Origin of the sequence: Pseudoxanthomonas yeongjuensis, from assembly GCF_010093345.1 — a bacterium.
In the GTDB taxonomy this organism is placed as follows: Bacteria; Pseudomonadota; Gammaproteobacteria; order Xanthomonadales; family Xanthomonadaceae; genus Pseudoxanthomonas_A; species Pseudoxanthomonas_A yeongjuensis.
Genome location: NZ_PDWT01000001.1, coordinates 189,782 through 215,955, shown reverse-complemented (window position 1 = coordinate 215,955; position 26,174 = coordinate 189,782). Strand labels below are relative to the sequence as shown.

Below are 26,174 nucleotides of genomic sequence, written 5' to 3'. Positions count from 1 at the left end.
AGAGCACCCGGGCAAGCTCGGATCTACAAGGCATCGCAATTCCCGGACTGCTGGACAGCCGTTGATGCCCGCTTCCAGGGCCGCAGGGAACCGCGGAAGAGCAGCAAGTGTGCACCCGCCACCCATGCCATCGCCGCAACCCACCCGCCCAGTATGTCGGAAGGGTAATGCACGCCCAGGTAGATCCGCGAAAACCCCACCAGCAACACGAAGACCACGGCCATCGGCAGCACCGGCCAGCGCCAGCGGGTCGGCCAGGCCAACAGGATCACCACCATCGCCAGGGTCATCGACCCCATCGCATGTCCGCTGGGGAAACTGAATGTGGTTTCCGGCGAGACCGATTCCCACAGCGAAGGCCGGTCGCGCTGGAACAACTGCTTGCTGCCGAGGTTCAGCAGCGCCGAACCCATGAAAGCGACCGCGGCGAACGTCGCCTCGCGCCAGCGCTTGAAGCCGAGCAGAGACAGGACGATGACGACGTCGATCGCAATGACGCCTTCATAGCCGATCCGGGAGACGACTATGAAGAACCGGTCCAGCGCCGGGCCGGCATGAGCATGGGCGCGCAACAGGATCGGATCGTCGAACACGAACCGCTCCAGTTCATGCACTTCGTCGGCCAGCTCGGTGAAAACCCACAGCGGCAGCAGTACGCCGACGAACAGCAATGCGATCCAGCCGCCGTGGCGTTTCAGCAGTGAGGCGATGACTCGCGCGCCGCGCGCGGCCGCTTCACCCAGCGCTTCGTGCATAGCGCTTGTCGACGTAAGCGTCGATCAGGGCGACGAATTCGTGGGCGATGTTCTCGCCACGCAGGGTCACCGCCTTTTCGCCGTCGATGAACACTGGCGCGGTCGGCGCCTCGCCGGTGCCCGGCAACGAGATGCCGATATTGGCGTGACGCGATTCGCCAGGCCCGTTGACCACGCAGCCCATCACCGCCAGGGTCATGTTCTCCGCGCCCGGGTGGCTGACTTTCCATTCCGGCATCTTGCCGCGCACGTGGTTCTGCACCACGCCGGCCAGTTCCTGGAAAAACTCAGAGGTGGTGCGCCCGCAGCCGGGACACGCGGTGACCATCGGCGTGAACGCGCGCAGGCCGGTGGTCTGCAGCAGTTCCTGGGCGACGATCACTTCCTGGGTACGCGACTGGCCGGGTTCCGGCGTCAGCGAAATGCGGATGGTGTCGCCTATGCCTTCCTGCAGCAGCACCGCCAGCGCGGCGGACGAGGCGACTATGCCCTTGCTGCCGATGCCGGCTTCAGTCAGACCCAGATGCAGGGCGAAATCCGAACGCTGGGCCAGATCGCGATAGACCGCGATCAGTTCCTGCACGCCGCTGACCTTGCAGCTGAGCACGATGCGCTCGCGCGGCAGGCCTATTTTCACCGCGCGTTCGGCCGAATCCAGCGCCGAGCGGATCAGCGCTTCGCGCAGGACCAGGCTGGCTTCCCAGGGCTCGGCGCGCTTTGCATTCTCGTCCATCAACTGTGCCGCCAGCGACTGGTCCAGCGAACCCCAGTTGACGCCGATGCGTACCGGCTTGTCGTACTTCAGCGCGAATTCGATCAACTGCGCGAACTGGGTGTCGCGCTTGCGGCCGAAGCCGACATTGCCGGGGTTGATCCGGTACTTGCCCAGCGCCTCGGCACAGGCCGGCTCGTTGGTCAACAGCGTGTGGCCGTTGTAGTGGAAGTCGCCGATCACCGGCACTTCGACGCCCATCATCCGCAGCTTCTCGACGATGTGCGGCACGGCCGCGGCGGATTCGGGATTGTTGACCGTCACCCGCACCAGTTCCGAGCCCGCGCGCCACAGTTCCGCCACCTGCTTCACCGTGCCGGCGATGTCGGCGGTGTCGGTATTGGTCATCGACTGCACCACCACCGGATGGCCGCCGCCCAGGGTGACCGCACCCACGTTGACGGCGCGGGTGATCCGGCGCGGTGCGGCGCCGGCTTCGATCGGGAGTTTGCAGGGAGTGATCAGGTCGTTCATGACCCGCATTTTAGCGCCTGCCGCTCTTGTGGGAGGAGTTGCTCTTGCGGGAGGGGCTTCAGCCCCGATGCTCTTCAACTGGACAAGCGTCGGGGCTGAAGCCCCTCCCACAAGATCGGTTAGGGTATCGCCATGCTCGAAGACCCCGCCCGCGACGTCCTCACCCCCACCCAGCTCAATACGCTGGCCCGCGACCTGCTGGAAAGCGCGTTCCCGCTGGTCTGGGTGGAAGCGGAACTGGGCAATGTCACCCGCCCCGCTTCCGGGCACCTGTACTTCACCCTGAAGGACGCGCGCGCGCAGGTGAAGTGCGCCATGTTCAAGCCCAAGAGCCAGTGGTTGAAGTTCGTGCCGCGCGAAGGCCTGCGCGTGCTGGGGCGTGGGCGCCTGACCCTGTACGAAGCGCGTGGCGATTACCAGCTGGTCCTGGATCACCTGGAGGAAGCCGGCGAAGGCGCATTGCGCCGCGCATTCGAGGAACTGAAAGCCAGGCTGCAGGCCGAAGGCCTGTTCGACGAGGCGCGCAAGCGTCCGCTACCCCTGTATCCACGGCGTCTGGCGATCATCACCTCGCCCAGCGGCGCGGCGGTGCGCGATGTGCTCAGCGTGCTGGCGCGTCGTTTCCCGTTGCTGGAAGTGGAGATACTGCCGACCCAGGTGCAGGGCGCGACGGCAGCGGCGCAGATCACCTCGCTGGTGCAGCGCGCCGGCGCCTCGGGCCGCTACGACATCGTGCTGGTGACGCGCGGTGGCGGTTCGCTGGAAGACCTGTGGGCTTTCAACGACGAGCGCCTGGCCCGCGCCATCGCCGCGTCGCCGGTTCCCATCGTTTCCGCGGTGGGCCACGAAGCCGACTTCAGCCTGTCCGACTTCGCCGCCGACCTGCGCGCGCCCACGCCTTCGGCCGCCGCGGAATTGCTGGTTCCCGATCGCAACGCCCTCGACGCCCGCCTGCAGGGCCTGCAGCGCCGCCTGTCCGCCCTGCAGCTGCAGTCGCTGCGCCAGTCGATGCAGCGCGCCGATCGTGCGGTCCTGCGCCTGCAGGCGATGCGTCCGCAGGCGCGGCTGCAACTGTTGCAGCGGCGCCAGCAGGAAGCGCGCCGACGGCTGGAATCGGCCTGGCGCGAGCAACTGGAGCGCCGCCGCTCCAGCCTGCGCCATGCCGCGGCCGTGCTCCGCGCCACCCAGCCGCAACGCCGGCTGGCCATGTTGCGCGAACGCCTGCAATCGCTGGGTCTGCGCCCGCAGGCGGCGATCGCGCGCGAGCTGCAGCGCGACACCCTGAAACTGCGCGCATTGGCACGCTCGCTGGAAGCGGTGAGCCCGCTGGCGACGGTGGCCCGTGGCTATTCGATCATCGTCGACGCCGAAGGGAGGCTGGTCCGATCCGTTTCCCAGGCGCAACCGGGAGATCCGGTGAGCGCCCGACTCAGCGACGGCGAACTCAAGTTGCGAGTCGAATAAGCGGGGCGATCACGAGGCGACGCAGGAGCGGCGTGAGTCGCGAATGATTCGTTGCGATGGTTTTTCCATCGCGACTCACGTCGCTCCTACGCCGTTCGCCATTCGGAAATCGCTTAACCCCACCTCGGAACATGGCGCGTTCAACCCTCCCGACCACCACGGGAGAACCACCATGCAACGCCACCTGCCCCGCACCGCCCTGTTCACCGCCAGCCTGATCGCCCTCGCCGCCATCGCCGGCTGCAAGTCCAGCCCCGAGAGCACTGCGGAAGCGCCTGCCGACACTCCTGTACGCCAGGAAGCCGGCACACTGGATCGAGTCGAAGTCACCGGCGCCCACATGAAACGAGCGGAAATGGAACGCAGCCAGTTGCGCGCCTCCGCCCAGGCCAAGTCCGCTTACGCACCGCCCGCACCACCGCCGGCCGCATTGATGGCCTACGCCGCCAGCGCGGCCGATGGTTATGCCGCGACCGCGCCGGTTTATGTCCAGCAACAGCCCGTCGATACCGAGAAATACGAACAGCGCACCGATAACCCGGTGCATCGCGCCAGCGAGGAGCCGGTCTCCACCTTTTCCGTCGATGTCGATACCGGCAGCTACAGCAATGTGCGCCGCATGCTGCGCGACGGCGTCCGCCCACCCGCCGATTCGGTGCGTTCCGAAGAGTTCATCAACTATTTCAGCTACGGGCATCCGGCCCCGGTCAACCGCGATATCCCCTTCCGCGTCACCACCGAACTTGCGGCCGCGCCGTGGAATCCGCAACGACAGCTGCTGATGATCGGGATCAAGGGTTACGACGTGCCCAAGGCCACGCTGCCGCCTTCGAATCTGGTGTTCCTGATCGACACCTCCGGCTCGATGGATTCGCCCGACAAACTGCCGCTGCTGAAACAGGCGTTCTCGATGCTGGTGCCGCAATTGCGCGAGCAGGATCGCGTCTCGATCGTCGTCTACGCCGGTTCCGCCGGACTGGTGTTGCCGCCGACCCCGGGCGATCGCCACGACGAAATCCTGGGCGCTCTGGACCGCTTGCAAGCCGGCGGCAGCACCAACGGCGGCGACGGCATCCGCCTGGCTTACGACATGGCGGAAAAGGCTTATATGAAGAATGGCGTCAACCGCGTGATCCTGGCCACCGATGGCGATTTCAACGTCGGCACGGTCAGCCAGGAAACACTGGAAACGCTGGTCGGCGATCAACGCAAGTCGGGCATCGCATTGACCACGCTCGGCTTCGGCCAGGGCAACTACAACGACGCGATGGCCGAACGCCTTGCCGACGTAGGCGACGGCAACCATGCCTACATCGACACCCCGCAGGAAGCGCGCAAGGTGCTGGTGGAGGAAATGCAGGCCACGTTGCTGACCATCGCCCGCGACGTCAAGATCCAGGTCGAGTTCAACCCGGCGCAGGTGTCGGAATACCGGTTGATCGGTTACGAAAACCGTCTGCTCGCTCGTGAGGATTTCGCCAACGACAAGGTCGATGCCGGCGACATCGGCGCGGGCCACGAGGTCACCGCGTTGTACGAGATCACACCGGTCGGTTCCGGCGCAGAGCGACTGCCGGCCCTGCGCTACGGCAAGGAAAAGAGCCTTGCCGGCCAGGGCAAGGGGGAACTCGCCCACCTGCGCCTGCGCTACAAGCTGCCGGGCAACGACAGCAGCCGCCTGATCGAGAATCCGATCCTGGCTTCATCGCTGACCTCCCGTCCCGGCGAATCGTTCCGCTTCGCCAGCGCGGTAGCGGCATACGCGGACCTGCTGCGCGGCGGCACCCATGTCGATGGATGGAACTGGATCGATGTCGCCAAAGCCGCGCGCGATGCCGAAGGCGGCGATCGCTACGGATTGCGCCGGGAGTTCGTGGACCTGGTCGATCGAGGCCGGCGGATCGTCGCCAACGACAGCAAGCCCCAGGTGATCGCCGGCGAATGATCCAGCCGCAATGGGTTCCTCCGTAGGAGCGCCCCTTGGGCGCGATGCCCTTCGGCCAGACCGCGCAAGAGCATCGCAGGCAAGGCCTGCTCCTACGGTGTGGGTGTAGGAGCGCCCCTTGGGCGCGATGCCCTTCGACCAGATCGCGCAAGAGAGCATCGCGGGCAAGGCCCGCTCCTACGGTGTGGGTGTAGGAGCGCCCCTTGGGCGATGCCCTTCGGCCAGATCGCAAGAGCATCGCGGGCAAGGCCCGCTCCTACGGTGTGGGTGTAGGAGCGCCCCTTGGGCGCGATGCCCTTCGACCAGATCGCGCAAGAGCATCGCGGGCAAGGCCCGCTCCTACACCGGTCGGTTCAATCCCAGTTGGGATACAGCGGCGCTGCCGGCAGGCCGCCCATCTGCGGTGCCGGCCGGCCAAGCAGGTATCCCTGGCCGAGGCTGCAGCCGAGGTCGATCAGGGCCTGCTTCTGCTCTTGCGTCTCCACGCCTTCGGCGATGGTGTCGATGCCCAGGGTACTGGCCAGCGCAAGGATCGCGCGCACCAGGGCCAGGCTTTCCGGCCGCCCTTCGCTACCGATGCCGGAGATGAAACTGCGGTCGATCTTGAGCACCGAGATCGGGAAGCGATGCAGATAGGACAGCGCAGAAAAGCCGGTGCCGAAATCGTCCAGCTGGGCCAGGATGCCGTGCTGGCGCAACGTACGCAGGGTGCGCAAGGTGCGCGGAGCGTCGTCGAGCAGCGCCACTTCGGTTATCTCCACGCGCATCCGCGAAGGATCGGCGCCGACCGCATCGAACATCGACAGCAGGCGATCGGCGAAATCGGGCGAACGGAAATGCCGTGGCGAGACGTTGACCGAGATATAGCCTTCGCCGCCGCGCGCCAGCTGCGCCACCACCTGTTCGTACAGCAGCCAGTCGACCTGTTCGATCAGGCCGCTGTCCTCGCCCAGGCTGATGAACTCGGCCGGCAGCAGCAGGCCGCGGCGTTCGTGCTGCCAGCGCAACAGGGCTTCGTGGCCGATCACCGCCCCATCCTCCAGGCGGACGATGGGCTGGTAGAACGGCAGGAAATCGTGGTTGTTGATGGCCCGGCGCAGGTCGGCCTCCAGGTCCAGGCTCTGCATCGCCGCTTCGCGCATCGGTTCGTCGAACACGGCATAGCAATCGCGTCCCTGCGCCTTGGCGCGGTACATCGCGGCATCGGCGTCGCGCAGCAGCTCCTCGCCGTTGCGGTAACGCGGATGCCAGGCGGCGATGCCGAGGCTGGCGGACGGGAACAGTTCGCGCCCCGCTACCCACATCGGCCGTCCCAGCACCGAAAGGATGCGCTGGGAAAGCTCGCGTGCGCTGTCCAGGCCATCGGTGTATTCGATCAGGACCGCGAACTCGTCGCCACCCAGGCGCGAAACCACGTCGTTGCTGCGGACCATGGAAGTGATGCGACGCGCGACTTCGACCAGCAACTCGTCGCCCGCGGCATGGCCGATGCTGTCGTTGACCAGCTTGAAGCGATCAAGGTCCAGGAACAGCACCGCGAACTCCTGGCCATCGCCATGGCGGGCGCGGTCGATCGCGGCCGAAAGCCGGTCGAGCAGGTGCGGCCGATTGGGCAATCCGGTCAGCCCGTCGTGGGTGGCCTGGTGGGTGAGGCGCTGCTCGGCGCGCAAGCGCTCGCCGATCTGCGCCATCAGCTTGGAATTGGCTTCGGCAAGCTCGTGGGTACGCGCATCGACCCTGCGCTCCAGTTCGGCATGGGCCACGCGCAGGTGTTCCTGGGCGCGTTGCCGGGCCAGGCCGTTGCCGATGTTGTGGGCCACGAAGGTCAGCAGGCTCTGGTCGTACGGGCTGAAACTGACATCGGGCGAATAGCTCTGCACGGCGAGTACGCCGACCACTTCCTCGTCGCGGAACAAGGGCACGCCCAGCCAGCTGTAGGCGTGCGGGCCGTATTCGTGGACCTTGCCCTGCAGGCCGAGCTCCACCAGCCTGCCGCGATCGGCCAGCAGGGGCTGGCGGCTGGACAGGACGTGTTCGGTCAGGCCGTTGGTCAGCTTGCGCGACAGCCGCATCGGGTCGCGTTCGTCGATCGAATACGGGAAGTCCAGACGCTCGCCATCGTCGGACAGCAGGGCGATGTAGAAATTCCGCGCGTAGATCAGTTCGTCCACCACCGCGTGCACGTCGGCGTAGAAGCGCTCCAGGCTTTCCGAGGTGATGGCCAGTTCGGCGATGCGGAACAAGGCACGCTGCAGCTTCTCCGCGCGCTTGCGTTCCAGCACCTCGGCCTGCAGCTCGCGGTTGGCGCGCTGCAGTTCGTGGGTACGCGCCTCGATGCGGCGTTCCAGGTCCACGTGCGCGTGCTTGCGGTCCAGCGCCGTCAGGATGTGCTGGGCGACATAACCCAGCAGGGCCCGGTCCTCGTCCGTGTAGCTGGCCGGGGTGTCGTAGCTTTGCACCACGATCGCGCCGCAGACGCGATCCTCGCGGCGCATCGGCACACCCATCCAGTCCAGGCTGTCGGGGCCGTGGCTCGCGTCCGGGACCACGCCGAGCTTCTGCCGGATCACGGTCGAAGGCCCGCGCACCGGCTGGCCGTGGCGCAGCAAGGCGAAGGTCATGCTGTTGGGCATTTCCTCCTCGGTGAATTCGCGATCGGGGTCGGCGACATAGGGATCGCGCTGGTCGACGAAGTGCAGGAAGCGCACGCTGCGGCGCTGGTCGTCGTAAAGCACGATGTAGCAGTTGTCGGCGTACATCAGCGAGCCCACCACCACATGGATCCGGCGCAGCATCTCCGGCATTTCCAGGTCGGCGCTGGCCAGGTCGGCGATTTCGTACAGGGCCTGCTGCAGGCGCTTGGATTTTTCCAGGGAAACGATGCGCGCCTGCGCCCGCGAGGCGTCCAGGGTGGACACCAGCAGGGTCTTGGCCAGCGCCAGCCAGGACTCGCGTTCGGCGCTGGCCACGGTCTGCGGCAAGCTCGCCGCGACCGCCATGCGCGCATTGCCATCGACGTTGTCCCAGGCGTGGACCAGCCACTCCTGCTCGTCGCACGCCGCATCCGGACGTGCCGCCTCAAGATCGGATAGCGCAAGCTCGGCGCGCTTGCGCAACGCCTGGCTTCCGCCCGCGGACAACGCACTGCCACTACCCAGGGCCCAGTCGCGCCAGCAAACCGCCACGGACGCTTTGTTCGGCAGCAACCCTGACAGGACGGCCACGATCTGCTCGGTCGGCGATCTGGCCACGTCCGCAGGCTCCTGGTCCGGGGTCGCGATCTGGACAGGAGACGGGATTTCCGCAGCTTCGGTATTCGGCAAGTGCACGGATTCCCCAGGTTGAATTCGTTGATGCGATATACCGGAAGCCATCGCGGGCGGAAACCCCATCTCCGCCACGGGGACGTTAGCAGGTTACATGCGCCGCGCCATGCCCCCTCCGGTTTTTGCACCTGTTTCCTGTCTATACGCGGTAAACCGGCGTCTGCGGCCAGTCGGCAAGCGCCGGCACGGCTATGCGGATCGGGGCCGAGGCCGTACGCTTGTCAGGGTGAACGATTCCGCGGAAATCGCCGACGAAGCCCTGATGCTGGCCTATGCCGCTGGCGACACGAGCGCTTTCGAGCAGTTGTATTCGCGCCACCGCAACCGCCTGTATCGCTACCTGCTGCGCCAGGTCCGCGACCCCGCGCTGGCCGACGAGCTTTTCCAGGACAGCTGGCAACGCGTGATCACCGCACGTGAAGGCTGGAAGCCTGAAGCGGCTTTCACCACCTGGCTGTTCCGGATCGCGCACAATCGCCTCACCGACCACTGGCGCGCGCTCAAGCACCGCCCGCCGGCACCCGTTGATGGCGATGAACGCGCCGCGAGGATCCCCGACCCGGACACCCCGGAGCGCAATCTTTCCGAATTCGAGCAACGGCGGCGCCTGCAACTGGCCCTGGCCGAACTGCCCGAAGACCAGCGAGAGGTCCTGCAGCTACGCCTGGAACAGGAACTGTCGCTCGAGGAAATCGGTCAGATCACCGGTGTAGGCCGGGAAACGGTCAAATCGCGGTTGCGCTACGCGATGGACAAGTTGCGCACGAGACTGAACGAATGAACCGCCACCCTTCGGAACCCCTGACCCAGGAAGAGCGCGAGCTGGCCCAGCTCATCGCGCGCACGGGCCCGCATGGGGAACCTCCAACCACGCTGGATGCGAAGATCCTGGCCGCCGCGCATGCCGCGGTGGCCGGCAAGCCGCAACGCGCGTACAAACCACGCTGGCCGGTGGCGATCGGCCTGGCCGCTTCGATGGTCCTGGCCGTGGGCATCGCCTGGCAGCTGCGCCCGGTGCAGCCAGTGGCGACCGCGTCGTCCGAGGCGCCCGGGCCCGTGGCGGCGGAAATGATGACGCAGACCGAAGCGGAACCCGCCGCTGAACCCGCATCGCCACCACTTCCGCATGCAGACGCAGTGGCGCAGGACTCGGCAGTAGCGGCGGAGATTCCGATGCCCGCACCTCCGCCACCACCTCCGGCCGCGAAAACCGCGCCGCCGCGCGCGACGTCGATGCCGCCGCCCCGGCGCACGGTCCGTCCACCGCAAGCCCCACCGGTCCAGCGCCAGACGCAGGGTGGCGATCGTCTTCGTTCCCTCGGTGCGGTGCCGCCACCTCCCGCCCCGCCTGCTCCGGTCATGGCCGCACCTGAACCTGCCACTGAATCGCCGGCGGCGTTCGCACCCGATCCACACGATGCGGCCGTTGCAGTGAGCCTTTCCGCGAACGAAGCGGCCGGCTATTCCGCCACCCGTGCAACAACGGCGAAGCAAAGCGCTGCCCGCGCGGAGACGAAGGCCAGCACGGCCCTGCGCGAACAGGAGCGCGGCGCGCAAGAACCCGGCACGCAGGATCGCACCAGCCTGGATCGCGTCGAAGTCACCGGCTCGCGCCTGCAGCGCACCGACCTGCAGGTGCCGATCTCCGACGATGCCCGGCTTCCGGTGGACGAATGGCTGGAGCGCGTGCGCACCCGCTATGGCCTGGGCGATGCCGAAGCGGCGAAACGGAGCCTGCTGCTGTTCGTCCGGGACCATCCGGAGGAAGCCGTACCGGGCGACCTGGAACCCCTGCTGGAAAAATGAGCGACACCTTGGCCGCAATCGCGACGCACGCTCTCGAGGTCAAGCACAGCCGCTTCATCGTCCAGGCGGCACCGGCCACTTCACCGGAAGCGGCCCTGGCCTTCCTCACCCAAGTCTCCGATCCCGAAGCGACCCATAATTGCTGGGCCTACCGGATCGGCGCCGAATACCGTTCCAGCGACGACGGAGAACCCTCCGGTACCGCCGGCCGGCCGATCCTGGCGGCGATCGAGGGCCAGGGCTACGACCAGGTCGTGGCCGTGGTCACCCGCTGGTATGGCGGCATCAAGTTGGGCGCGGGCGGACTGGTCCGCGCCTATGGCGGTGCGGCGACCGAATGCCTACGCCGCGCGGAGCGCCGGGCCTTGGTGGTCATGAGCGAAACCACGATCGCCTGTTCGTTCGACGACCTGGGCAGCGTGCATGCCGCGATGGGATCCTGGTCAGCCGAGAAAATGAGCGAGGAGTTCCACGAAACCGGCGTCATCTTGCGCCTGCGCCTGCCCACGGCACGGCTCGACGCCTTGAAAACCCACCTGCGCGACGCCACCCGTAACCGTGTGCGCTTTGCCGAATCGGATGCCGAATGACCTCTCCTGCCGTTGATTCCTCCGACGCGACAGCCGCAAAACCTGACCCGGTTGCTGAACCCGCTGCCGCCAAGCCCAAACCCAGGCTCGGCAGCCTGCGCGCCCTGTGGCCGTTCGTGCGCCGGCACAGCGGCCTGTTCGCGGCCTGGCTGGTCGCCTTGGCGGTGGCCTCGGCCGCGACCCTGAGCCTGCCGATGGCGGTCCGTCAGATCATCGACCAGGGCTTTTCCAGCGGCACCAATGTCGACCAGGCATTCCTTTCCCTGTTCGGCGTGGCCGTGGTACTGGCCCTGGCCAGTGCGACGCGCTTCTATTTCGTGTCGCTGCTGGGCGAAAAGGTCGTCGCCGACCTGCGCCAGAAACTCTATGGCCACCTGATCGGCCTCGGCGCCGGTTTCCACGACCGCACCCGCAGCGGCGAACTGGTCTCGCGCCTGTCCGCCGACAGCGAACTGCTGCGCAACGTGGTCAGCACCAGCATGTCGGTGGCCCTGCGCAGCAGCGTGACCGTGGTCGGCGGCCTGGTCCTGCTGTTCGTCACCAGCCCGCGCCTGGCCTCGTTCGCGCTGATCGGCATCCCGGCGGCGGTGTTGCCGATCGTGCTCGGCAGCCGGCGCCTGGGGAAGATATCCCGGGCCAGCCAGGACCGGGTGGCGGACGCCAACAGCCTGGCCAGCGAAACCCTCGGCGCAGTACGCACGGTGCAATCGCATGCGCGGGAACCCTACGAACGCGAACGCTTCGGCGGCGCGGTCGCGACCGCGGTGGACACCGCGCGCAAGCGCATCCGCGCGCAGGCCTTCGTCACCGCCTCGGCGATCACCCTGGTATTCGGCGCGATCGTGCTGATGCTGTGGACCGGCGCCCACGACGTCATCTCCGGCGACATGAGCAAGGGCACGCTGGCCCAGTTCGTGGTCTACGCCCTGATCGTCGGCGGTTCGGTCGGTGCCCTGGCCGAAGTGTGGAACGACCTGCAACGCTCGGCCGGCGGCATGGGCCGGATCACCGAACTGCTGCAGGAAACCCCGGACATCGTCGCGCCCGCGCATCCACGCTCCCTGCCGTCGCCGTTGCGTGGCGACATCCGCTTCGACAACGTCGTCTTCCACTACCCTTCGCGCCCGGACCTGCCGGCGCTCGATGGCTTCGACCTGCAGATCGAGCCGGGCGAAACCGTGGCCCTGGTCGGCCCGTCCGGCGCCGGCAAGAGCACGGTGTTCTCGATGTTGTTGCGCTTCCACGATGCGCAGTCCGGCAACATCCGCATCGACGGCATGGACCTGCGCGAACTGGACCCGGCCGAACTGCGCGAACGCATCGCCCTGGTCCCGCAGCAACCGACGATCTTCGCCACCAGCGCCGCCGAAAATATCCGCTACGGCAGGCTCGATGCCACCGATGCCGAACTGCAGGCCGCAGCCGAATCGGCCGAAGCCGACGATTTCATCCGCGAATTGCCCGAAGGTTTCGCCAGCGAACTCGGCGAACGCGGCGCGCGCCTGTCCGGTGGCCAGCAGCAACGCATCGTCATCGCCCGCGCGCTGTTGAAGGACGCGCCGATCCTGTTGCTGGACGAGGCGACCTCGGCATTGGACGCGCAGAGCGAGCGAGCGGTGCAGCAGGCGCTGGAAAGGTTGATGGAAGGCCGCACCACGCTGGTCATCGCGCACCGGCTTTCGACGGTATTGAAGGCCGACCGCATCGTGGTCATGGATCGCGGCCGTATCGTCGCCCAGGGCACGCATGCGGAATTGATCGCCCAGGACGGCCTGTATGCGGAACTGGCGCGCCTGCAGTTCATCGATTGAAACCGTAGGGTGGGCCTTGGCCCACCATCGACAATCAGCCCGTAGGAGCGGGCCTTGCCCGCGATGCTCTTGCGCTACCTGGCCGAAGGGCATCGCGCCCAAGGGGCGCTCCTACAACAACCCCTGTAGGAGCGGGCCTTGCCCGCGATGCTCTTGCGCGACCTGACCGAAAGGCATCGCGCCCAAGGGGCGCTCCTACATGGATCAGCTGGATTGCGCCTGCAATAGCGGCGCCCGCGCTTTCCTGGGCCGGCTGGGAAACGCGTGCCGCAGGATCCGCCAGATCACCTGGCCGAACTGTTTCGGCAACGAACCGGTGTTGTAGTGCTGGCCATAGCGGGCGCAGATCTCCTTCACTTCCACCGCCATCGCCGCATAGCGGTTGGCCGGGATGTCGGGATAGAAGTGGTGCTCGATCTGGTGGCTCAGGTTGCCCGACATCACGTTGAGCAGCTTGCCGCCCGACAGGTTGGAGGAACCGCGCAGCTGGCGCACGTACCAGTGACCGCGCGATTCGTTGCGGATCGATTCCTTGGGGAAGGTTTCCGCATCGGCGGTGAAGTGGCCGCAGAAGATGATGATGTAGGTCCACAGGTTGCGCAGCACGTTGGCGGCCACATTGCCCAGCAGCACCGGCAGGAAGAACGGACCGGCCAGCAGCGGGAACGCCACGTAGTCCTTCAGTATCTGGCGCAGCATTTTCCTGCCGGCCGGGCGGAACATTTCACGCATCTTCGCCTTGCTGGTCTTGCCGGCCCACCAGCGCCCCAGCTTCAGGTTCTGGATCGCCACGCCCCACTCGAACAGGACGGCGAACACCACCGCGATGATCGGCTGCGCCAGGTAGAACGGCTTCCAGCGCTGCTCGGGGAAGATCCGCAGCAGGCCGTAGCCGATGTCGTCGTCCATCCCGCGCACGTTGGTGTAGGTGTGGTGCTGGAAGTTGTGGGTATGGCGCCAGTTGTCGCTGGTGCCGGCGATGTCCCACTCGTAGGTCTTGCCGTTGAGGTGCGGGTCGCCCATCCAGTCGTACTGGCCGTGGATGACGTTGTGGCCCAGTTCCATGTTCTCCAGGATCTTCGACAGCGCCAGCAACAGCGTGCCGACGATCCATGCCGGCACCAGGATGGCGGGAACGAAGGCGCCGGCGAACAGCAGCGCGCGTCCCGCGATTTCCGTGTAGCGCACGGCCTTGACGATGCGGCGGATGTAGTTCGCATCCGACTGCCCCAGGCGGGCGGTGGTGCGGGCGCGCACGGCATCGAGTTCGGCGGCGAAGCCGTCGAGTTCGGCCGCGGTCAGTGCGCGGTTTTTGATTTTAGTGGCCATGTGGGGATTCAGAGGTCGAGTACGAGGTCGCTCACCGCGCTGCTGATGCAGAGCTTGAGCGCCGAGACGGGTTCGCCGGCGAGATCGCCGGTATTGAGGTTGCGGGTGGTTCCCGACGATTTGCCGCAAGAGCAGGTATTGCAGATGCCCATGCGGCACCCGGAGGCCGGCCTAAGCCCTTCCGCTTCCAGCGCGGTCAGCAGGGACTGGCCGCGCGCCAGGGTCAGGGTGCGGCCGCTGGCGGCCAGGGTGACCTGCACGTTGCCGCCCCCCTCGACCACCCTTGGCGGCGGGGTGAAGGCTTCGGCATGGAAGGTGGGAGCGCCTGCGGAGAACAATGACTTGGCGATGTCCACGAAACCACCCGGTCCACAAGCGAAGACATGCCGTTCGCCTGCGTCATCGAGCAATGAGTCGATCAGCGCGCGATCGATGCGGCCGGAGGACTCGCCTTCGGCCCGTTCCGCCTCCCGCGTCAACACGAAGTGGACCTTGAAGCTTGCGTGGGCCGCGGCCAGTGCGCGCAGTTCCGCGGCGAAGCAGAGTTCTTCGCGGTGGCGCGCCCAATAGACCAGGTCGAGCGGCACCGGCATCGCTTGCGCGGCAAGCGTGCGAACCATCGCCACCAACGGAGTGATGCCGCTGCCGGCGGCCAGGAACAGCCAGCGGCCGTCCAGGCGTTCCGGCAGGGTCATGCCGCCGAAGGCGGCGCCGAGTTCCAGCACATCGCCGATCCTGGCCTCGCGGCACAGGTGCTGGCTGAGCTTGCCGCCCTCGATGCCCTTCACGGTGATGGCGATGCGGCCGTCGGCGCGCGGCGGTCCGGTCAGGCTGTAGCTGCGGGTCACCCGGCTGCCGTCGATCTCGGCGCTCACGTTGAGGTGTTGGCCGGGCTGGAAGCCGCGCCAGTGCCGATTGGGCTTCAGAACCAGGGTCACGGCGTCGCGGGAAGCCTGCTCGCGGGCGATCACGCGGGCCAGCGGGCGCTCCCAGGACCAGGCCGGATTGAGCCGGGAAGCCCAGAAATCGAACACGGACGGGGCCACGACAGGCCTGAGCAGGCGCCTGACATGGCTGGTCGGGGACTTGGGGGACGGATCCAGACGAGCATTCATGAGCTCACTATACGGATGCAGATACAATTGTCTAGACAACTGTATATTCCATTCAGCCGATATGATGCTCCCATCACCTTTCAATGGCATGACGGCCCTCGTGAACCCCACCGACACCCTTGCCGATACCGAGCACGCCGCCCCGCGCAAGGCGGCGATCTCGCGCGACGATCTGATCGCGGCGGCACTGAAGCTGGTCGGCCCGCACCGCAGCCTGTCCACCCTGAGCCTGCGCGAGGTGACCCGCGAGGCCGGTATCGCGCCGAACAGCTTCTACCGCCAGTTCCGCGACATGGACGAGCTGGCGGTGGCGCTGATCGACCTGTCCGGACGCTCGCTGCGCAAGATCATCGGCCAGGCCCGGCAGCGCGCGACCACCGAGCGCAGCGTGGTCCGCGGCTCGCTGGAAACCTTCATGGAGCAGCTGCGCGCCGACGACAAGCTGCTGCACGTGCTGTTGCGCGAGGGTACGGTGGGCTCGGATGCGTTCAAGCAGGCGGTGGACCGCGAACTCAATTTCTTCGAGGAGGAATTGCAGATCGACCTGGTCCGCCTGGCCGCCGCGGACAATGCGCGGCTGCACGAACCGGCGCTGGTGGCCAAGGCGATCACCCGCCTGGTGTTTGCCGCCGGCGCCAGCGCGATGGACATGCCGCCGGAAAAGGATCCGGAGCTGATCGAACAGCTTTCGCAGATGCTGCGCATGATCATCACCGGCTCGCGGGCGATGGCCGAGGCCGGCAAGGCATAACGACAGTACTCACTCGAGAATGACGGACATGAACCTGTTGGCGGTCGTGGTGGCGGCGCTTTCCAGTTTCCTGGTGGGTGGCCTCTGGTATTCGCCGGCGTTGTTCGGAACGGTCTGGAATCGCGAATCGGGGCGCGATCCCAAAGGCGAAGCCGGCGGTCACCCGGCCAGGGTGTTCGGGGTGAGTTTCCTGTTCTCGCTGATCGCCGCTTATCTCTTCGCCTGGCTGCTCGGACCCAGTCCCCCACTCCATATCGCGCTTCACCACGGATTGCTCGTCGGCGCCGGTCTGGTCGCGGCCAGCTTCGGCATCAACTACCAGTTCGCCAACCGCAGCTTCAAGCTGTGGTTGATCGACGGGGGCTACCACACAGTGCAGTTCGTGTTGTTCGGGTTGGTGCTGGGGTTGTGGCATTGAGCGATCCGGTTTTCCCCGGGTCGCAGTCGATCTGTTGGTTACGCGGCACACCCGGAGCGCACAATGATTCGAGTAGTTGCCCATGATCCTGCCTGGCCAGTCAGGTTCGAGGCTGAGGCTGGACGGATTGCGCAAGCATTGGGAGAGGTTGCCGTCCGGATACACCATATCGGCAGCACTGCGATTCCGCAGACCAAGGCAAAGCCAATCATCGATATCTTGCTGGAGGCCACTTCACTCGAAGCTCTGGATCAGCATGCACCCATACTTGAAGCCATGGGCTATGAGGCAAAGGGTGAGTTCGGAATTCCGGGCCGCCGCTATTTCCGTCTGAACGATTCTGATGGAACACGGACGCACCAGATCCATGCGTTCGAAGCAGGCACACCGAATGTCGTCCGCCATGTCGCTTTCCGCGATTACATGCGGGCGCATCTTTCGTTAGCCGAGGAATACGGCGCGCTGAAGGAACGCTTGGCCATTGCCCATCCACACGACATGGCCGCGTACATGGATGGCAAGGACGCATTCGTAAAAGAGCACGAAAGACACGCCCTGCTCTGGGCAATACCCCGTAGGGCGCAATAACCGCAGGGCATTGCACCGCATGGCTATACGCAGCCGGCAGCATCCGCTACCGAATGATCGGGTTGTCTTGCAAGCCGATGCCGCGTCGTCATTCCCGATCGGCGCAATGCCCTACGGTTATTGCGTCCTACTGATCCGGGCAAGATCGAGGCGCATCGCGCTTCCCTTCTCCCTCCGGGAGAAGGTGCCCGAAGGGCGGATGAGGGAATGCATTGTCAGATCGCGATGAAAGTTCGGTACGGGGGGAATTCTTCCTCCCTCATCCGGCGCTTCGCGCCAACTTCTCCCGGAGGGAGAAGGGATTTAAAGCGGCAACGCGCGTGCTATCAACGCATCGATATCATCGCTGGCACGCAAGGTGCCGAACGCCAAGCCATGTTCCCCACCTAATCGGCTGCGCACGAACAGGCTCGCCGCCGGGCTTCTGGAACCTAGCAATACCGCAGCCTGCAACGCCAGCGCGAGCCGCTCCACCAACCAGCGCGCACCGATCTCTTCAGTCGAAGCCGCAGATAGATCCGCCCGCAACTTCGCCGCATACTCATCGAACACCGCATCGCGACCACCCACGGCTTCCAGCTCCGCCAGCAACGCAGCGCCGGTTTCCGGTTCCCGCGACAATGCCCGCAACACATCCAGGCACTGGATGTTGCCGCTGCCTTCCCAGATGGAATTGAGCGGCGCCTGCCGGTACAGGCGCGGCAGGATCGATTCCTCGATGTAGCCGGCGCCGCCCAGGCATTCCTGCGCTTCGTTGACGAAGGGAGGCGCGCGCTTGCACAGCCAGTACTTGCCGATGGCGGTGGCGATACGTGCGAACGCCGCCTCCGCGGCATCGCCTGGCGCGGCGTCCACCGCCCGCGCCACGCGCAGCGAGAAGGCGAGCGCCGCTTCGGATTCCAGCGCCAGGTCGGCCAGCACGTTGCGCATCAATGCGTGTTCGACCAGCGTCTTGCCGAAGGTGAGGCGATGGCGCGCGTGGTGGATCGCCTGGGACAGGGCCATGCGCATTTCCGCGGCCGCGCCCAGCATGCAGTCCAGACGCGTGAACATCACCATCTCGATGATCGTGGCGACGCCGCGCCCTTCCCCGCCGATGCGGCGCGCCCAGGCCCCGCAGAATTCTATTTCGGAGGACGCATTCGACCAGTCGCCCAGCTTGTCCTTCAGCCGCATCAGCCGGAACGCATTCTTGCCGCCATCGTCGAGCCGGCGCGGCAGCAGGAAACAGGTCAGTCCACCGGGCGCCTGCGCGAGCACGAGGAAGCCATCCGACATCGGCGCGGAAAGGAACCATTTGTGTCCTACCAGCGAATATTCGCCTTCTTCCGTCAACGGCGTCGCGACGGTCGCATTGGCGCGCACGTCGGAACCGCCCTGCTTCTCGGTCATGCCCATGCCCAGGGTGATGCCGGACTTCTGCGCGACAGGCAGGTCGCGCGCATCGTAGGAAGGCGCCGCCGCCTTGTCCGCCCATTCGCGCAAAGCGGGTTCGCGGCGCAGCACCGGCACCGCGGCATGGGTCATGGTCAACGGGCAACTGGTCCCGGCTTCCACCTGGTGATGCAGGTAGCTCAAGGCCGCGCGGGCGACGTGCGCGCCCGCCTGCGGCTGGTGCCAGGACAGGCCGGCGACGCCATGTTCCTTCGCGGCCTGCATCAACCGGTGGTAGGTGGGATGGAATTCCACCATGTCGATGCGATGGCCGAAACGGTCGTGGGTCTTCAGCCGCGGCTTGTCGCGGTTGGCGTCGAAGCCGATGCGGTACAGCTCGTCGCCGGCCAATTGCGCGTAGTGCGAAAGTTGCGTGGCGAAAGTGACGGCGCCCTCGCGGGCGATGGCCTCGCGCAACACCGCGTCATCGGCCCACAGATCGCGTGGCTCGAACGGCGGCGGCTGGTTGTCGACGTTGTGGGTTTCGAATGGCGGCAGATCGTTCACGGCGTCACCTCGCCCCGATTCTAACCGTAGGAGCGGGCCTTGCCCGCGATGCCTTTGCTTCGCTTCTCGTGGATCCGAGCTTGCTCCGATGCTTTTCGCATTGAAGCCAGAGCATCCGAGCAAGCTTGGACCTACCAAGCAAGAGCATCGCGGGCAAGGCCCGCTCCTACGCCCCGAAGGAAGTCTCCTTGGGGGACACGGGAGTGCGATGTGCGGATAGGGCGGCGATGAACCCGGGTTCCAGCGCCAGTTTGCCCAGCCATCCTTGCTGGGTGCCGCTGAGGATCCGCAGCATGTGGCCGCTGCCGCCGGGCAACCTGCCCAAGGGCAGCATGCTCATATCGCGGATCTTCGCCACCACATCGCGATCCGACTGGAACAGCGGGGTCAGCCAGTGGCTCCAGAAATGGTAGATGGACACATGCCTTCGACGCACGCGCTGGTAACGCGCCAATGCATCGCCCACCCGCGCCTCGTCGCGCAATGCGTCGCGCAGGGCCATCGCATCCATCAGCGCCATGTTGACGCCCTGCCCCAGTTGCGGACTCATCGCGTGCGCGGCATCGCCGGCCAGCACCAGCCGCCCGCGATGCCATTGCTTCTGGATCGCATCGCGATAACTGGCGCGCGCCAGCTGCGAGGCATCGATGATGCCTTGCAGGCGCGTGCTTGCTTGCGGCCAGATTCCGTCTATTTGCTGCAACCACGCCTGCAGTCCACGCTCCTTCCACGCATCGAAGTCGGAGGTCGGTAGGCTCCAGAAGAAACTGAGCCGCGGCACGTCGTCCCCCGGCCGCGTACCCACCGGCAGCAGGCCGATCATCTTGCGTGCGGCGACGTAGCGCTGGCGCAGTTCGCCGGCCCATGGCCAGTCGCCACGCGGCACCAGGCACCACAACGCGCCCCAGGGATACACGCGGTCGACGCGGCTTTCCGATACCTGCCTGCGCAATTGAGACGCCGATCCATCGGCGGCGATCACCAGATCGAAAGGACCATGCTTGCGGCCATGCTCGTCGGCCAGCCGTCCGGTTTCATGGTCGACACTGGCCACGCGGGTGCCGCGATGCAACCCGGCAATGCCTTCCCAGGCATCGGCCAGCAAGGTGAACAAGGCGCCACGCTGCATGCCCAGTCCGTGCATCCGCGAATCAAGTCCCTGGTAGCGCATGTCCATCACCCCGCGCCCGTCGGGAGTTTCGCCATACAGGCGGGTGACCGGCGCGCCGTATTCCAGCGCTGCGGGAAGCAGTCCCATCTGCCACAGCACCTGCAGGCCGGTCGGTTGCAGCAGGAAGCCGGCGCCGACCGGGCCGGGCTCGGCGGCGCGCTCGAACACTTCCACCGCATGCCCGTCCCGCGACAGCAGGATCGCCAATGCCTGTCCGGCAGTGCCGTAGCCGACGATGGCGATGTTCAACTTCCCGATCATCCGTGCTTTCCCAGCCATAAAAAGGTTCTTCACCGATTACCGGGAAGGATCGTCATCCCGTAGGAGCGTCCATGGGCGCGAGCTTTTGATCTTCTCGCGATCGGGACGAAGAGCTCGCGCCCATGGGCGCTCCTACAGGGAACAGCCATAAAAAACCCCGCCGTAGCGGGGTTCAAATAAATCCAGACAATGGGGTCAGGCGACAGGTTCGATGTTCGAGGCCTGTGCGCCCTTCGGGCCCTGGGTCAACTCGTAGCTGACGCGCTGGCCTTCCTGCAGGCTGCGGAATCCCTTGCTGTTGATCGCGGAGTGGTGCGCAAAGACATCGGCGCTGCCATCTTCCGGCGCGATGAATCCGAAGCCCTTGGCGTCATTGAACCATTTCACGGTACCGGTCGGCATAGCTCTGGTATTTCCTTGGTTTGGATGCGGGTGGTGGTGGTGTGCGCAAGACGCACGGGCGGAGTATGCAAAGACCGGGCCGCGTTGACAATCACCCGCGTGCCAATTCGGCAATCAGCTCCGGCAACCCGTTGGAGGCCGCCTCGACATTGGCCAGCACCTCGCCCATGGTGATTTCCTCGCCGGTGCCGCAACCGGCGGCCCAGTTGGCGACTATGGCCAGGCAGGCGTAGTCCAGGCCCAGTTCGCGCGCCAGCGCCGCCTCGGGCATGCCGGTCATGCCGACCAGGTCGCAGCCGTCGCGGCGCAGGCGCGCGATTTCGGCCTTGGTCTCCAGGCGCGGTCCCTGCGTCGCGCCGTAGCATCCATGGCCTTGTAGCGAAACACCGGTTACGCGCGCGGCCGCGATGATCTTGTGCCGCAGCAACGTAGTGTAGGGGTCGCCGAAATCGACATGCAGCACCTCGGAATCCATGCCTGTATCGACATCACCCTCGCAGATCGTGGAGATACGGCCCCAGGTGTAATCGATCAACTGGTCGGGGCAAGCCAGCACGCGCGGGCCGAAATCGTCGCCGATGCCGCCGACCGTGTTCAGCGCCAGCACGCGGGTGGCGCCGATATCCTTCAACGCGGCCAGATTGGCGCGGTAGTTGATCAGGTGCGGCGGCACCGAGTGGCCTTCGCCATGGCGGGCGAGAAAAGCCACGCGTTGGCCCAGCAAGGTGCCGATGCGGATCGGGCCGGAAGGTTTGCCGAAGCGCGTATCGACTTCGCGCGTGTCCACGTCCTGCAGGTCGGCGAGCTTGTAGACGCCGGTTCCGCCAATCACCGCCAGTGCGATCGCGCTCATCCGCTCAATCCTTCAATGCGTAGATGCCCGGCAGGTTGCGGCCCTGCTCGTGGTAGTCCATGCCGAAACCGAACACATAGCGGTCGGGCACTTCCAGGCCGACGTAATCGGCGCTGATGCCGGCGATCGTGCGTGCATGCTGTTTAGTGGCCAATGCGGCGATGCGCACGTCGGTGGCGCCCTGCTCCCTGCACCATTCGCGCACCGCGGCCAGGGTGTAACCCTCGTCGAGGATGTCGTCGACCAGCAGCACGCGACGGCCGTAGAGCGCGGTGGCGGGACGATGCTTCCAGACCAGTTCGCCGCCGCTGGTCTCGCCGCGATAGCGGGTGGCGTGCAGGTAGTCGAACTCCAGGTCCAGGCCCAGCGCGCCCAGCTCCAGCGAAAGCTGGCCGGCGAAGGGCAAGGCACCGTGCATGACGGTCAGGTAGACCGGCACTTCGCCGGCATAGTCGCGCGCGATGGGCGCGGCCATCGCCGCGATGGCGGCATCGAGGGTGGCGCGGTCGACGATGAGTTCCGCATTGGCCAGTGCCGCGGACAGCGGATGCGGCTGCATCAGGCGAGGTTCCCGGCGTCGTTCGGCAGCCGCGACTGCGCCGCGCCGTAGCGCGCGTCGGCCAGCAATCCGTCCCAACCGAGGCCACCGCGCCCGATCAGGCCCAGCAGCGCGGCGGTATTGGAAACACGACCTTCCATCGCACGCAGCGATTCCTCGACCAGCTTCGGCGAGCACACCAGGACCACGTCGCAGCCGGCATCCAGGTGGTCGTCGATGCGCGCCTTGATTCCACCGGCGGAAAAAGCCGCGGCCATGCCGATGTCATCGGAGAAGATCACCCCGCGGAAGCCCATTTCCTTGCGCAGGACCTGCTGGATCCAGAAGGGCGAATAACCCGCCGGTTCCGGTGCCACCGCCGGGTAGCTCACGTGGGCCAGCATCACCGCATCGGCGCCGGCCTCGATCCCGGCCACGAACGGCACCAGGTCTTCCTTGCGCAGCACATCCAGCGGGCGCGGATCGATCGCATCATCGAAATGGGTATCTTCCAGCACCGTGCCGTGGCCGGGGAAATGCTTGAGCGTGGCGGCCATGCCGACACTGTGCATCCCGCGCACATAGGCCCGGGTGAAAGCGGCGACCACCTGCGGATCGGCGCTGAAGGCGCGGTCGCCGATGGCGCGATTGCCGCGTGCAAGGTCCACCACCGGCGCGAAACTCAGGTCCACGCCGCTGGCCCGCACTTCGCTGGCCATCAGCCAGGCGTGTTCCTCGGCCAGCTTCAATGCGGCGTCGGGATCCTGTGCGTACAGCGCGCCGAAACCTTCCAGCGAGGGCAGCGGGCTGTAGCCGTCGCGGAAACGCTGGACGCGCCCGCCTTCCTGGTCCACGCAGATCAGTTGCGGACGCGGCGCGGCCTCGCGGATCGCCGCGCACAGCTCCACCACCTGCTCGCGCGAGGAGAAATTGCGGGTGAACAGGATCACCCCGGCCACCGCGTCGTGCTGCAGCCATTCGCGCTCCTGCGCGGTGAGTTCGGTGCCGGAAATGCCGATGACGAGCATGCGTGTGTTGTCCTCAGGGAATGTCGGTGGCGGCGCGTTCGTGGTCCGCCCATTGCGAATACGGGCGCGAGGCCAGGGCCAGATTGTAATAGCGCAGCGAGTCGGTGACCTGCCTGCCGGCCCAGGCCGGCGGGACGAAGGCTTCGTCGGCGTGTTGCAGTTCTATTTCAGCGACCACCAGGCCGGCGTTGTCGCCCAGGAATTCGTCGACTTCCCACAAATGGCCTTCGTGGCGCACGTAATGGCGGCGCTTGTCGATCAGGCCGCCGATGCACAGGGCCAGCAGGGAACGGGCCTCGTCCACGGGAATGGCGTAATTGAATTCCTGGCGGGTGTGGCCGCGCTCGCGCGATTTCAGGTTCAGGTAGGCATCGCCGCCTTCGATGCGCACCCGCACCGAGGCCTTCTGCGCACCGCCTTCGACCATGGCCAGGTCGTTCAGGTAGCCCTGCGCCATCGGCATCACTTCATGCGCTGCGGCGCGCCAGGCGTCGCTGGTGACCAGGAATTTGCGTTCTATTTCGATGCCCATGGGGTTCTTTCGTTGGTGATTGGTGGTTGCTGCTCTTGGCCTCCTCCCTTGCGAAGCAGGGGAGGATTGAGGAGGGGTGCCTTCGATCTTGATCCTTGCGTCCTGCAATCAAAAAACAACAATCACCCCAATCGCTTACTTCATCTCGAACAACGCAATGCTTTCCACATGCCCCGTATGCGGGAACATGTCCATCACTCCCGCCGCCTTCAGCTTGTAACCACGCTCATTGACCAGGAATCCGGCATCGCGGGCCAGCGAGGCCGGATGGCAACTGACATAGACGATGCGATCGATATTCTTGAGCGGCAATTGTTTCAATACCTCGTCGGCGCCCGAACGTGGTGGGTCCAGCAACAGCTTGTTGAAGCCCTGCCGCATCCACGGCGTGCCGCGTTGATCCTCGGTCAGGTCGGCAGCATGGAAATGCGCATTGGCCAGGCCGTTGCGCCCCGCGTTCTCGCGTGCGCGCATCACCAGCCCGGCCTCGCCTTCCACGCCCACCACTTCGCCGACTAGCCTTGCCATCGGCAGGGTGAAATTGCCCAGCCCGCAGAACAGGTCGAGGATCCGATCCTCGGGTTGCGGATCCAGCAGTTCGAAAGTACGCGCGATCATCTTCTGGTTCAGCGTCGCATTGACCTGGATGAAGTCGAGCGGGCGGAACACGAGCTCCACGTTCCATTGCGGCAGCGCGAACGCCAGCTCCGGCGCTTCCGGCCACAGCGCCACCACCGTGTCCACGCCACCGGACTGCAGGTAGATGGCGAAATCGTGCTGCCGGGCGAAGGCCGTCAATGCGGCGCGATCAGCGTCGCTCAACGGACTCAGGTGACGGAACACCAACGCGACCGTTGCATCGCCGGCGATGAATTCGATCTGCGGGATATCGTTGCGCGCCTCCAGGCCTTCGACCAGGTCGGCCAGCGCTTCCACGCGTTCGCCGATGTGCGGGATGACGGTGTGGCAAACGTGCAGGTCGGCGACGAAGCGCGGATCGGTTTCGCGGAAACCGACCAGTGTCTTGTCCTTCTTGTTCACCCGCCGCACCGAGAAACGGCCCTTGCGCCGGTAACCCCAGCTGTCGCCGGTCAGCGGCGGCAACACCGTTTGCGGCGTGACATGGCCGATGCGCTCCAGGTTCTCCAGCAGGACGCGCTGCTTGAGCAGGATCTGCTTGTCCTCGGCCAGGTGCTGCAGCACGCAGCCGCTGCAGGTGCCGAAATGCGGGCAGCGCGGCGTCACCCGGTCCGGCGAGGCGTGCAGCACCTCGACCGTGCGCGCCTCGTCGAAATGGCGGTTCTTGGCGGTCTGTTCCGCCATGACCCGTTCGCCGGGAAGCGCGCCCGAAATGAACACGGTCTTGCCGTCGCGCCGCGCCACGCCACGACCGTCGTGGCTGTGGTCGACGATCTCGGCTTCAAAGGGAGTCTTGTCGATGCGGGGGGGACGGGGTCTTGCCACGTGGCGGGAGCTGCGTGCGTTTGCGGGGCGCTATTGTCGCAGAAGGCGGGGAGCTAGGAACGAGTGGCTGGAGCGAGAAACGAGGAACGAGTAAAGGCAAGCTGACGGATAGAAGAAAAGGGGCCTGGAACTCACTCCTCACTCCTCGTTTCTCGTTTCTCGTTTCTCGCTCCCCCTCACTCCTCACTCCTCGTTTCTCGCTCCCCCTCACCCCTCACTTCTGCTTCCAGCTCCCGCCCGAATCCTGGTACCACCAGCCACCATGCGCGCTGGCGATCCACTGCTGGGCGAAGGTCTCGCGGATCTTGGCTTCCCATTCCGGATGGCCGTTGGCGACCGCGACTTCGCGGTAAACCGCCTTACGGTCGCGGTTGTCGTCGGCCACGGCCTGGGTGATGGCCACGCGATCCTTCAGCGCCAGCTTGGAAGCGTCGCGCAGCTCGACCATGCCGTCGCGGGTCAGGCCCAGCGCTCCGGCATCGAAGCCCGCCGCCAGTTGCGCCTTGAAGCGCGTGGCCATGCGGCCCTGGATGGCCTGGATCGCCGGAGTCCTGATGCTGATGTCGGCCTTTTCCTGCGCATAGGCGGTGCCGATGCCGACCAGGGCCAGCCAGTTGAACGCACGCTCCGGTTTCCGCAGCGAGGCGCTGCCGCCCTGCCCGGCCGGCGGTTGCGGTTTCGCATCGGTGGCCGGCACCGGGTCGCCGATCACCTTGTCGACGAACTCCTTGGCCGCTTCCTTGGCTTCGGCCGCCGGGAAATAGACGTTGATGGTGACGCAGGCGGTGAGCAGCAACGATGCTGCGAGTGAGGTTCCCAACCAACGATGCATGTCGCTTC

23 protein-coding genes are annotated in these 26,174 nt (G+C 66.0%); 9 read left to right on the top strand and 14 right to left on the bottom strand.

Translation table 11 applies throughout. The annotated features are described in order from the left end of the window. Positions 1-23: 23 nt before the first annotated feature. Both CSC74_RS01050 and ispG read right to left on the bottom strand, forming a co-directional pair. Positions 24-755 carry a phosphatase PAP2 family protein gene (locus CSC74_RS01050; protein ID WP_162312572.1) on the bottom strand — a complete coding sequence of 244 codons (732 nt, stop codon included), beginning with the start codon at positions 753-755 and terminating at the stop codon, positions 24-26. Continuing rightward, positions 736-2,001: a flavodoxin-dependent (E)-4-hydroxy-3-methylbut-2-enyl-diphosphate synthase gene (gene ispG, locus CSC74_RS01045; protein ID WP_162312571.1), complete on the bottom strand. Its 1,266-nt coding sequence runs from the start codon at positions 1,999-2,001 to the stop codon at positions 736-738. Before ispG ends, CSC74_RS01050 begins: the two co-directional genes overlap by 20 nt. Before the next feature lie 132 nt (positions 2,002-2,133). Between ispG and xseA the strand changes: the two genes are divergently transcribed. Together xseA and CSC74_RS01035 are read left to right on the top strand one after the other, a co-directional pair. After that, positions 2,134-3,465 (top strand): exodeoxyribonuclease VII large subunit, encoded by a 1,332-nt coding sequence (gene xseA, locus CSC74_RS01040; protein WP_162312570.1) that lies wholly within the window; start codon positions 2,134-2,136, stop codon positions 3,463-3,465. 172 nt (positions 3,466-3,637) lie between these two features. Then, on the top strand, positions 3,638-5,410 hold the full coding sequence (locus tag CSC74_RS01035) for a vWA domain-containing protein (protein WP_162312569.1): 1,773 nt from the start codon (positions 3,638-3,640) through the stop codon (positions 5,408-5,410). A 353-nt stretch (positions 5,411-5,763) separates the two neighbouring features. Here CSC74_RS01035 and CSC74_RS01030 read toward each other — a convergent pair whose 3' ends face one another. Beyond that, on the bottom strand, positions 5,764-8,661 hold the full coding sequence (locus tag CSC74_RS01030) for a bifunctional diguanylate cyclase/phosphodiesterase (protein WP_246192979.1): 2,898 nt from the start codon (positions 8,659-8,661) through the stop codon (positions 5,764-5,766). A 337-nt stretch (positions 8,662-8,998) separates the two neighbouring features. On the opposite strand from CSC74_RS01030, the gene CSC74_RS01025 reads away from it, so the two are divergent. Genes CSC74_RS01025 through CSC74_RS01010 form a run of 4 tightly spaced genes read left to right on the top strand, consistent with a single transcriptional unit; the run spans position 8,999 to position 12,943 of the window. Then, positions 8,999-9,517, top strand: coding sequence for an RNA polymerase sigma factor (locus CSC74_RS01025; RefSeq protein ID WP_425501429.1), 519 nt, complete (start codon positions 8,999-9,001; stop codon positions 9,515-9,517). Further along, a complete protein-coding gene (locus CSC74_RS01020; protein ID WP_162312566.1) occupies positions 9,514-10,542 on the top strand; it encodes a hypothetical protein in 1,029 nt (342 codons plus the stop codon). The genes CSC74_RS01025 and CSC74_RS01020 overlap by 4 nt, the downstream gene beginning before the upstream one ends. After that, complete coding sequence (locus CSC74_RS01015) at positions 10,539-11,132, top strand: IMPACT family protein (protein ID WP_162312565.1); 594 nt, start codon at positions 10,539-10,541, stop codon at positions 11,130-11,132. Before CSC74_RS01020 ends, CSC74_RS01015 begins: the two co-directional genes overlap by 4 nt. Next, positions 11,129-12,943 carry an ABC transporter transmembrane domain-containing protein gene (locus tag CSC74_RS01010; protein ID WP_162312564.1) on the top strand — a complete coding sequence of 605 codons (1,815 nt, stop codon included), beginning with the start codon at positions 11,129-11,131 and terminating at the stop codon, positions 12,941-12,943. The genes CSC74_RS01015 and CSC74_RS01010 overlap by 4 nt, the downstream gene beginning before the upstream one ends. Positions 12,944-13,147: 204 nt before the next feature. On the opposite strand, the gene CSC74_RS01005 is transcribed toward CSC74_RS01010, so the two are convergent. After that, the gene (locus CSC74_RS01005) at positions 13,148-14,272 is read right to left on the bottom strand and encodes a fatty acid desaturase family protein (protein ID WP_162312563.1); all 1,125 of its coding nucleotides are present in this window, start codon (positions 14,270-14,272) and stop codon (positions 13,148-13,150) included. A gap of 8 nt (positions 14,273-14,280) precedes the next feature. Further along, positions 14,281-15,387 carry a ferredoxin reductase gene (locus CSC74_RS01000; protein WP_162312562.1) on the bottom strand — a complete coding sequence of 369 codons (1,107 nt, stop codon included), beginning with the start codon at positions 15,385-15,387 and terminating at the stop codon, positions 14,281-14,283. 88 nt (positions 15,388-15,475) lie between these two features. Here CSC74_RS01000 and fabR point away from each other — a divergent pair, with 88 nt between their 5' ends. The 3 genes from fabR to CSC74_RS00985 all read left to right on the top strand — a co-directional run bounded on the left by fabR (position 15,476) and on the right by CSC74_RS00985 (position 17,144). Further along, positions 15,476-16,138, top strand: coding sequence for an HTH-type transcriptional repressor FabR (fabR, locus tag CSC74_RS00995; protein ID WP_162312561.1), 663 nt, complete (start codon positions 15,476-15,478; stop codon positions 16,136-16,138). 28 nt (positions 16,139-16,166) lie between these two features. Then, positions 16,167-16,556: a DUF1761 domain-containing protein gene (locus CSC74_RS00990; RefSeq protein WP_211369530.1), complete on the top strand. Its 390-nt coding sequence runs from the start codon at positions 16,167-16,169 to the stop codon at positions 16,554-16,556. Positions 16,557-16,619: 63 nt separating this feature from the next. Continuing rightward, positions 16,620-17,144 carry a GrpB family protein gene (locus CSC74_RS00985; protein WP_162312559.1) on the top strand — a complete coding sequence of 175 codons (525 nt, stop codon included), beginning with the start codon at positions 16,620-16,622 and terminating at the stop codon, positions 17,142-17,144. Between the two features lie 303 nt (positions 17,145-17,447). Here CSC74_RS00985 and CSC74_RS00980 read toward each other — a convergent pair whose 3' ends face one another. From CSC74_RS00980 to CSC74_RS00940, 9 genes are all read right to left on the bottom strand, one after another. Beyond that, positions 17,448-19,085, bottom strand: coding sequence for an acyl-CoA dehydrogenase family protein (locus CSC74_RS00980; protein ID WP_162312558.1), 1,638 nt, complete (start codon positions 19,083-19,085; stop codon positions 17,448-17,450). A 166-nt stretch (positions 19,086-19,251) separates the two neighbouring features. Further along, positions 19,252-20,517, bottom strand: coding sequence for an FAD-dependent oxidoreductase (locus tag CSC74_RS00975; protein ID WP_162312557.1), 1,266 nt, complete (start codon positions 20,515-20,517; stop codon positions 19,252-19,254). A gap of 195 nt (positions 20,518-20,712) precedes the next feature. Continuing rightward, a complete protein-coding gene (locus CSC74_RS00970; protein WP_162312556.1) occupies positions 20,713-20,919 on the bottom strand; it encodes a cold-shock protein in 207 nt (68 codons plus the stop codon). Positions 20,920-21,010: 91 nt separating this feature from the next. Next, on the bottom strand, positions 21,011-21,772 hold the full coding sequence (locus CSC74_RS00965) for an S-methyl-5'-thioinosine phosphorylase (RefSeq protein WP_162312555.1): 762 nt from the start codon (positions 21,770-21,772) through the stop codon (positions 21,011-21,013). A gap of 4 nt (positions 21,773-21,776) precedes the next feature. Then, positions 21,777-22,331: a hypoxanthine-guanine phosphoribosyltransferase gene (locus tag CSC74_RS00960; RefSeq protein ID WP_162312554.1), complete on the bottom strand. Its 555-nt coding sequence runs from the start codon at positions 22,329-22,331 to the stop codon at positions 21,777-21,779. Next, positions 22,331-23,338, bottom strand: a complete 1,008-nt coding sequence (nagZ, locus tag CSC74_RS00955) for a beta-N-acetylhexosaminidase (protein ID WP_162312553.1) — start codon at positions 23,336-23,338, stop codon at positions 22,331-22,333. Before nagZ ends, CSC74_RS00960 begins: the two co-directional genes overlap by 1 nt. Positions 23,339-23,351: 13 nt before the next feature. Next, the gene (locus tag CSC74_RS00950; protein WP_162312552.1) at positions 23,352-23,870 is read right to left on the bottom strand and encodes a CYTH domain-containing protein; all 519 of its coding nucleotides are present in this window, start codon (positions 23,868-23,870) and stop codon (positions 23,352-23,354) included. Between the two features lie 135 nt (positions 23,871-24,005). Further along, positions 24,006-25,334 (bottom strand): 23S rRNA (uracil(1939)-C(5))-methyltransferase RlmD, encoded by a 1,329-nt coding sequence (gene rlmD / locus CSC74_RS00945; RefSeq protein WP_162312551.1) that lies wholly within the window; start codon positions 25,332-25,334, stop codon positions 24,006-24,008. A 214-nt stretch (positions 25,335-25,548) separates the two neighbouring features. Next, positions 25,549-26,166, bottom strand: a complete 618-nt coding sequence (locus tag CSC74_RS00940; protein ID WP_162312550.1) for a YdbL family probable chaperone protein — start codon at positions 26,164-26,166, stop codon at positions 25,549-25,551. Between the last annotated feature and the right edge of the window lie 8 nt (positions 26,167-26,174).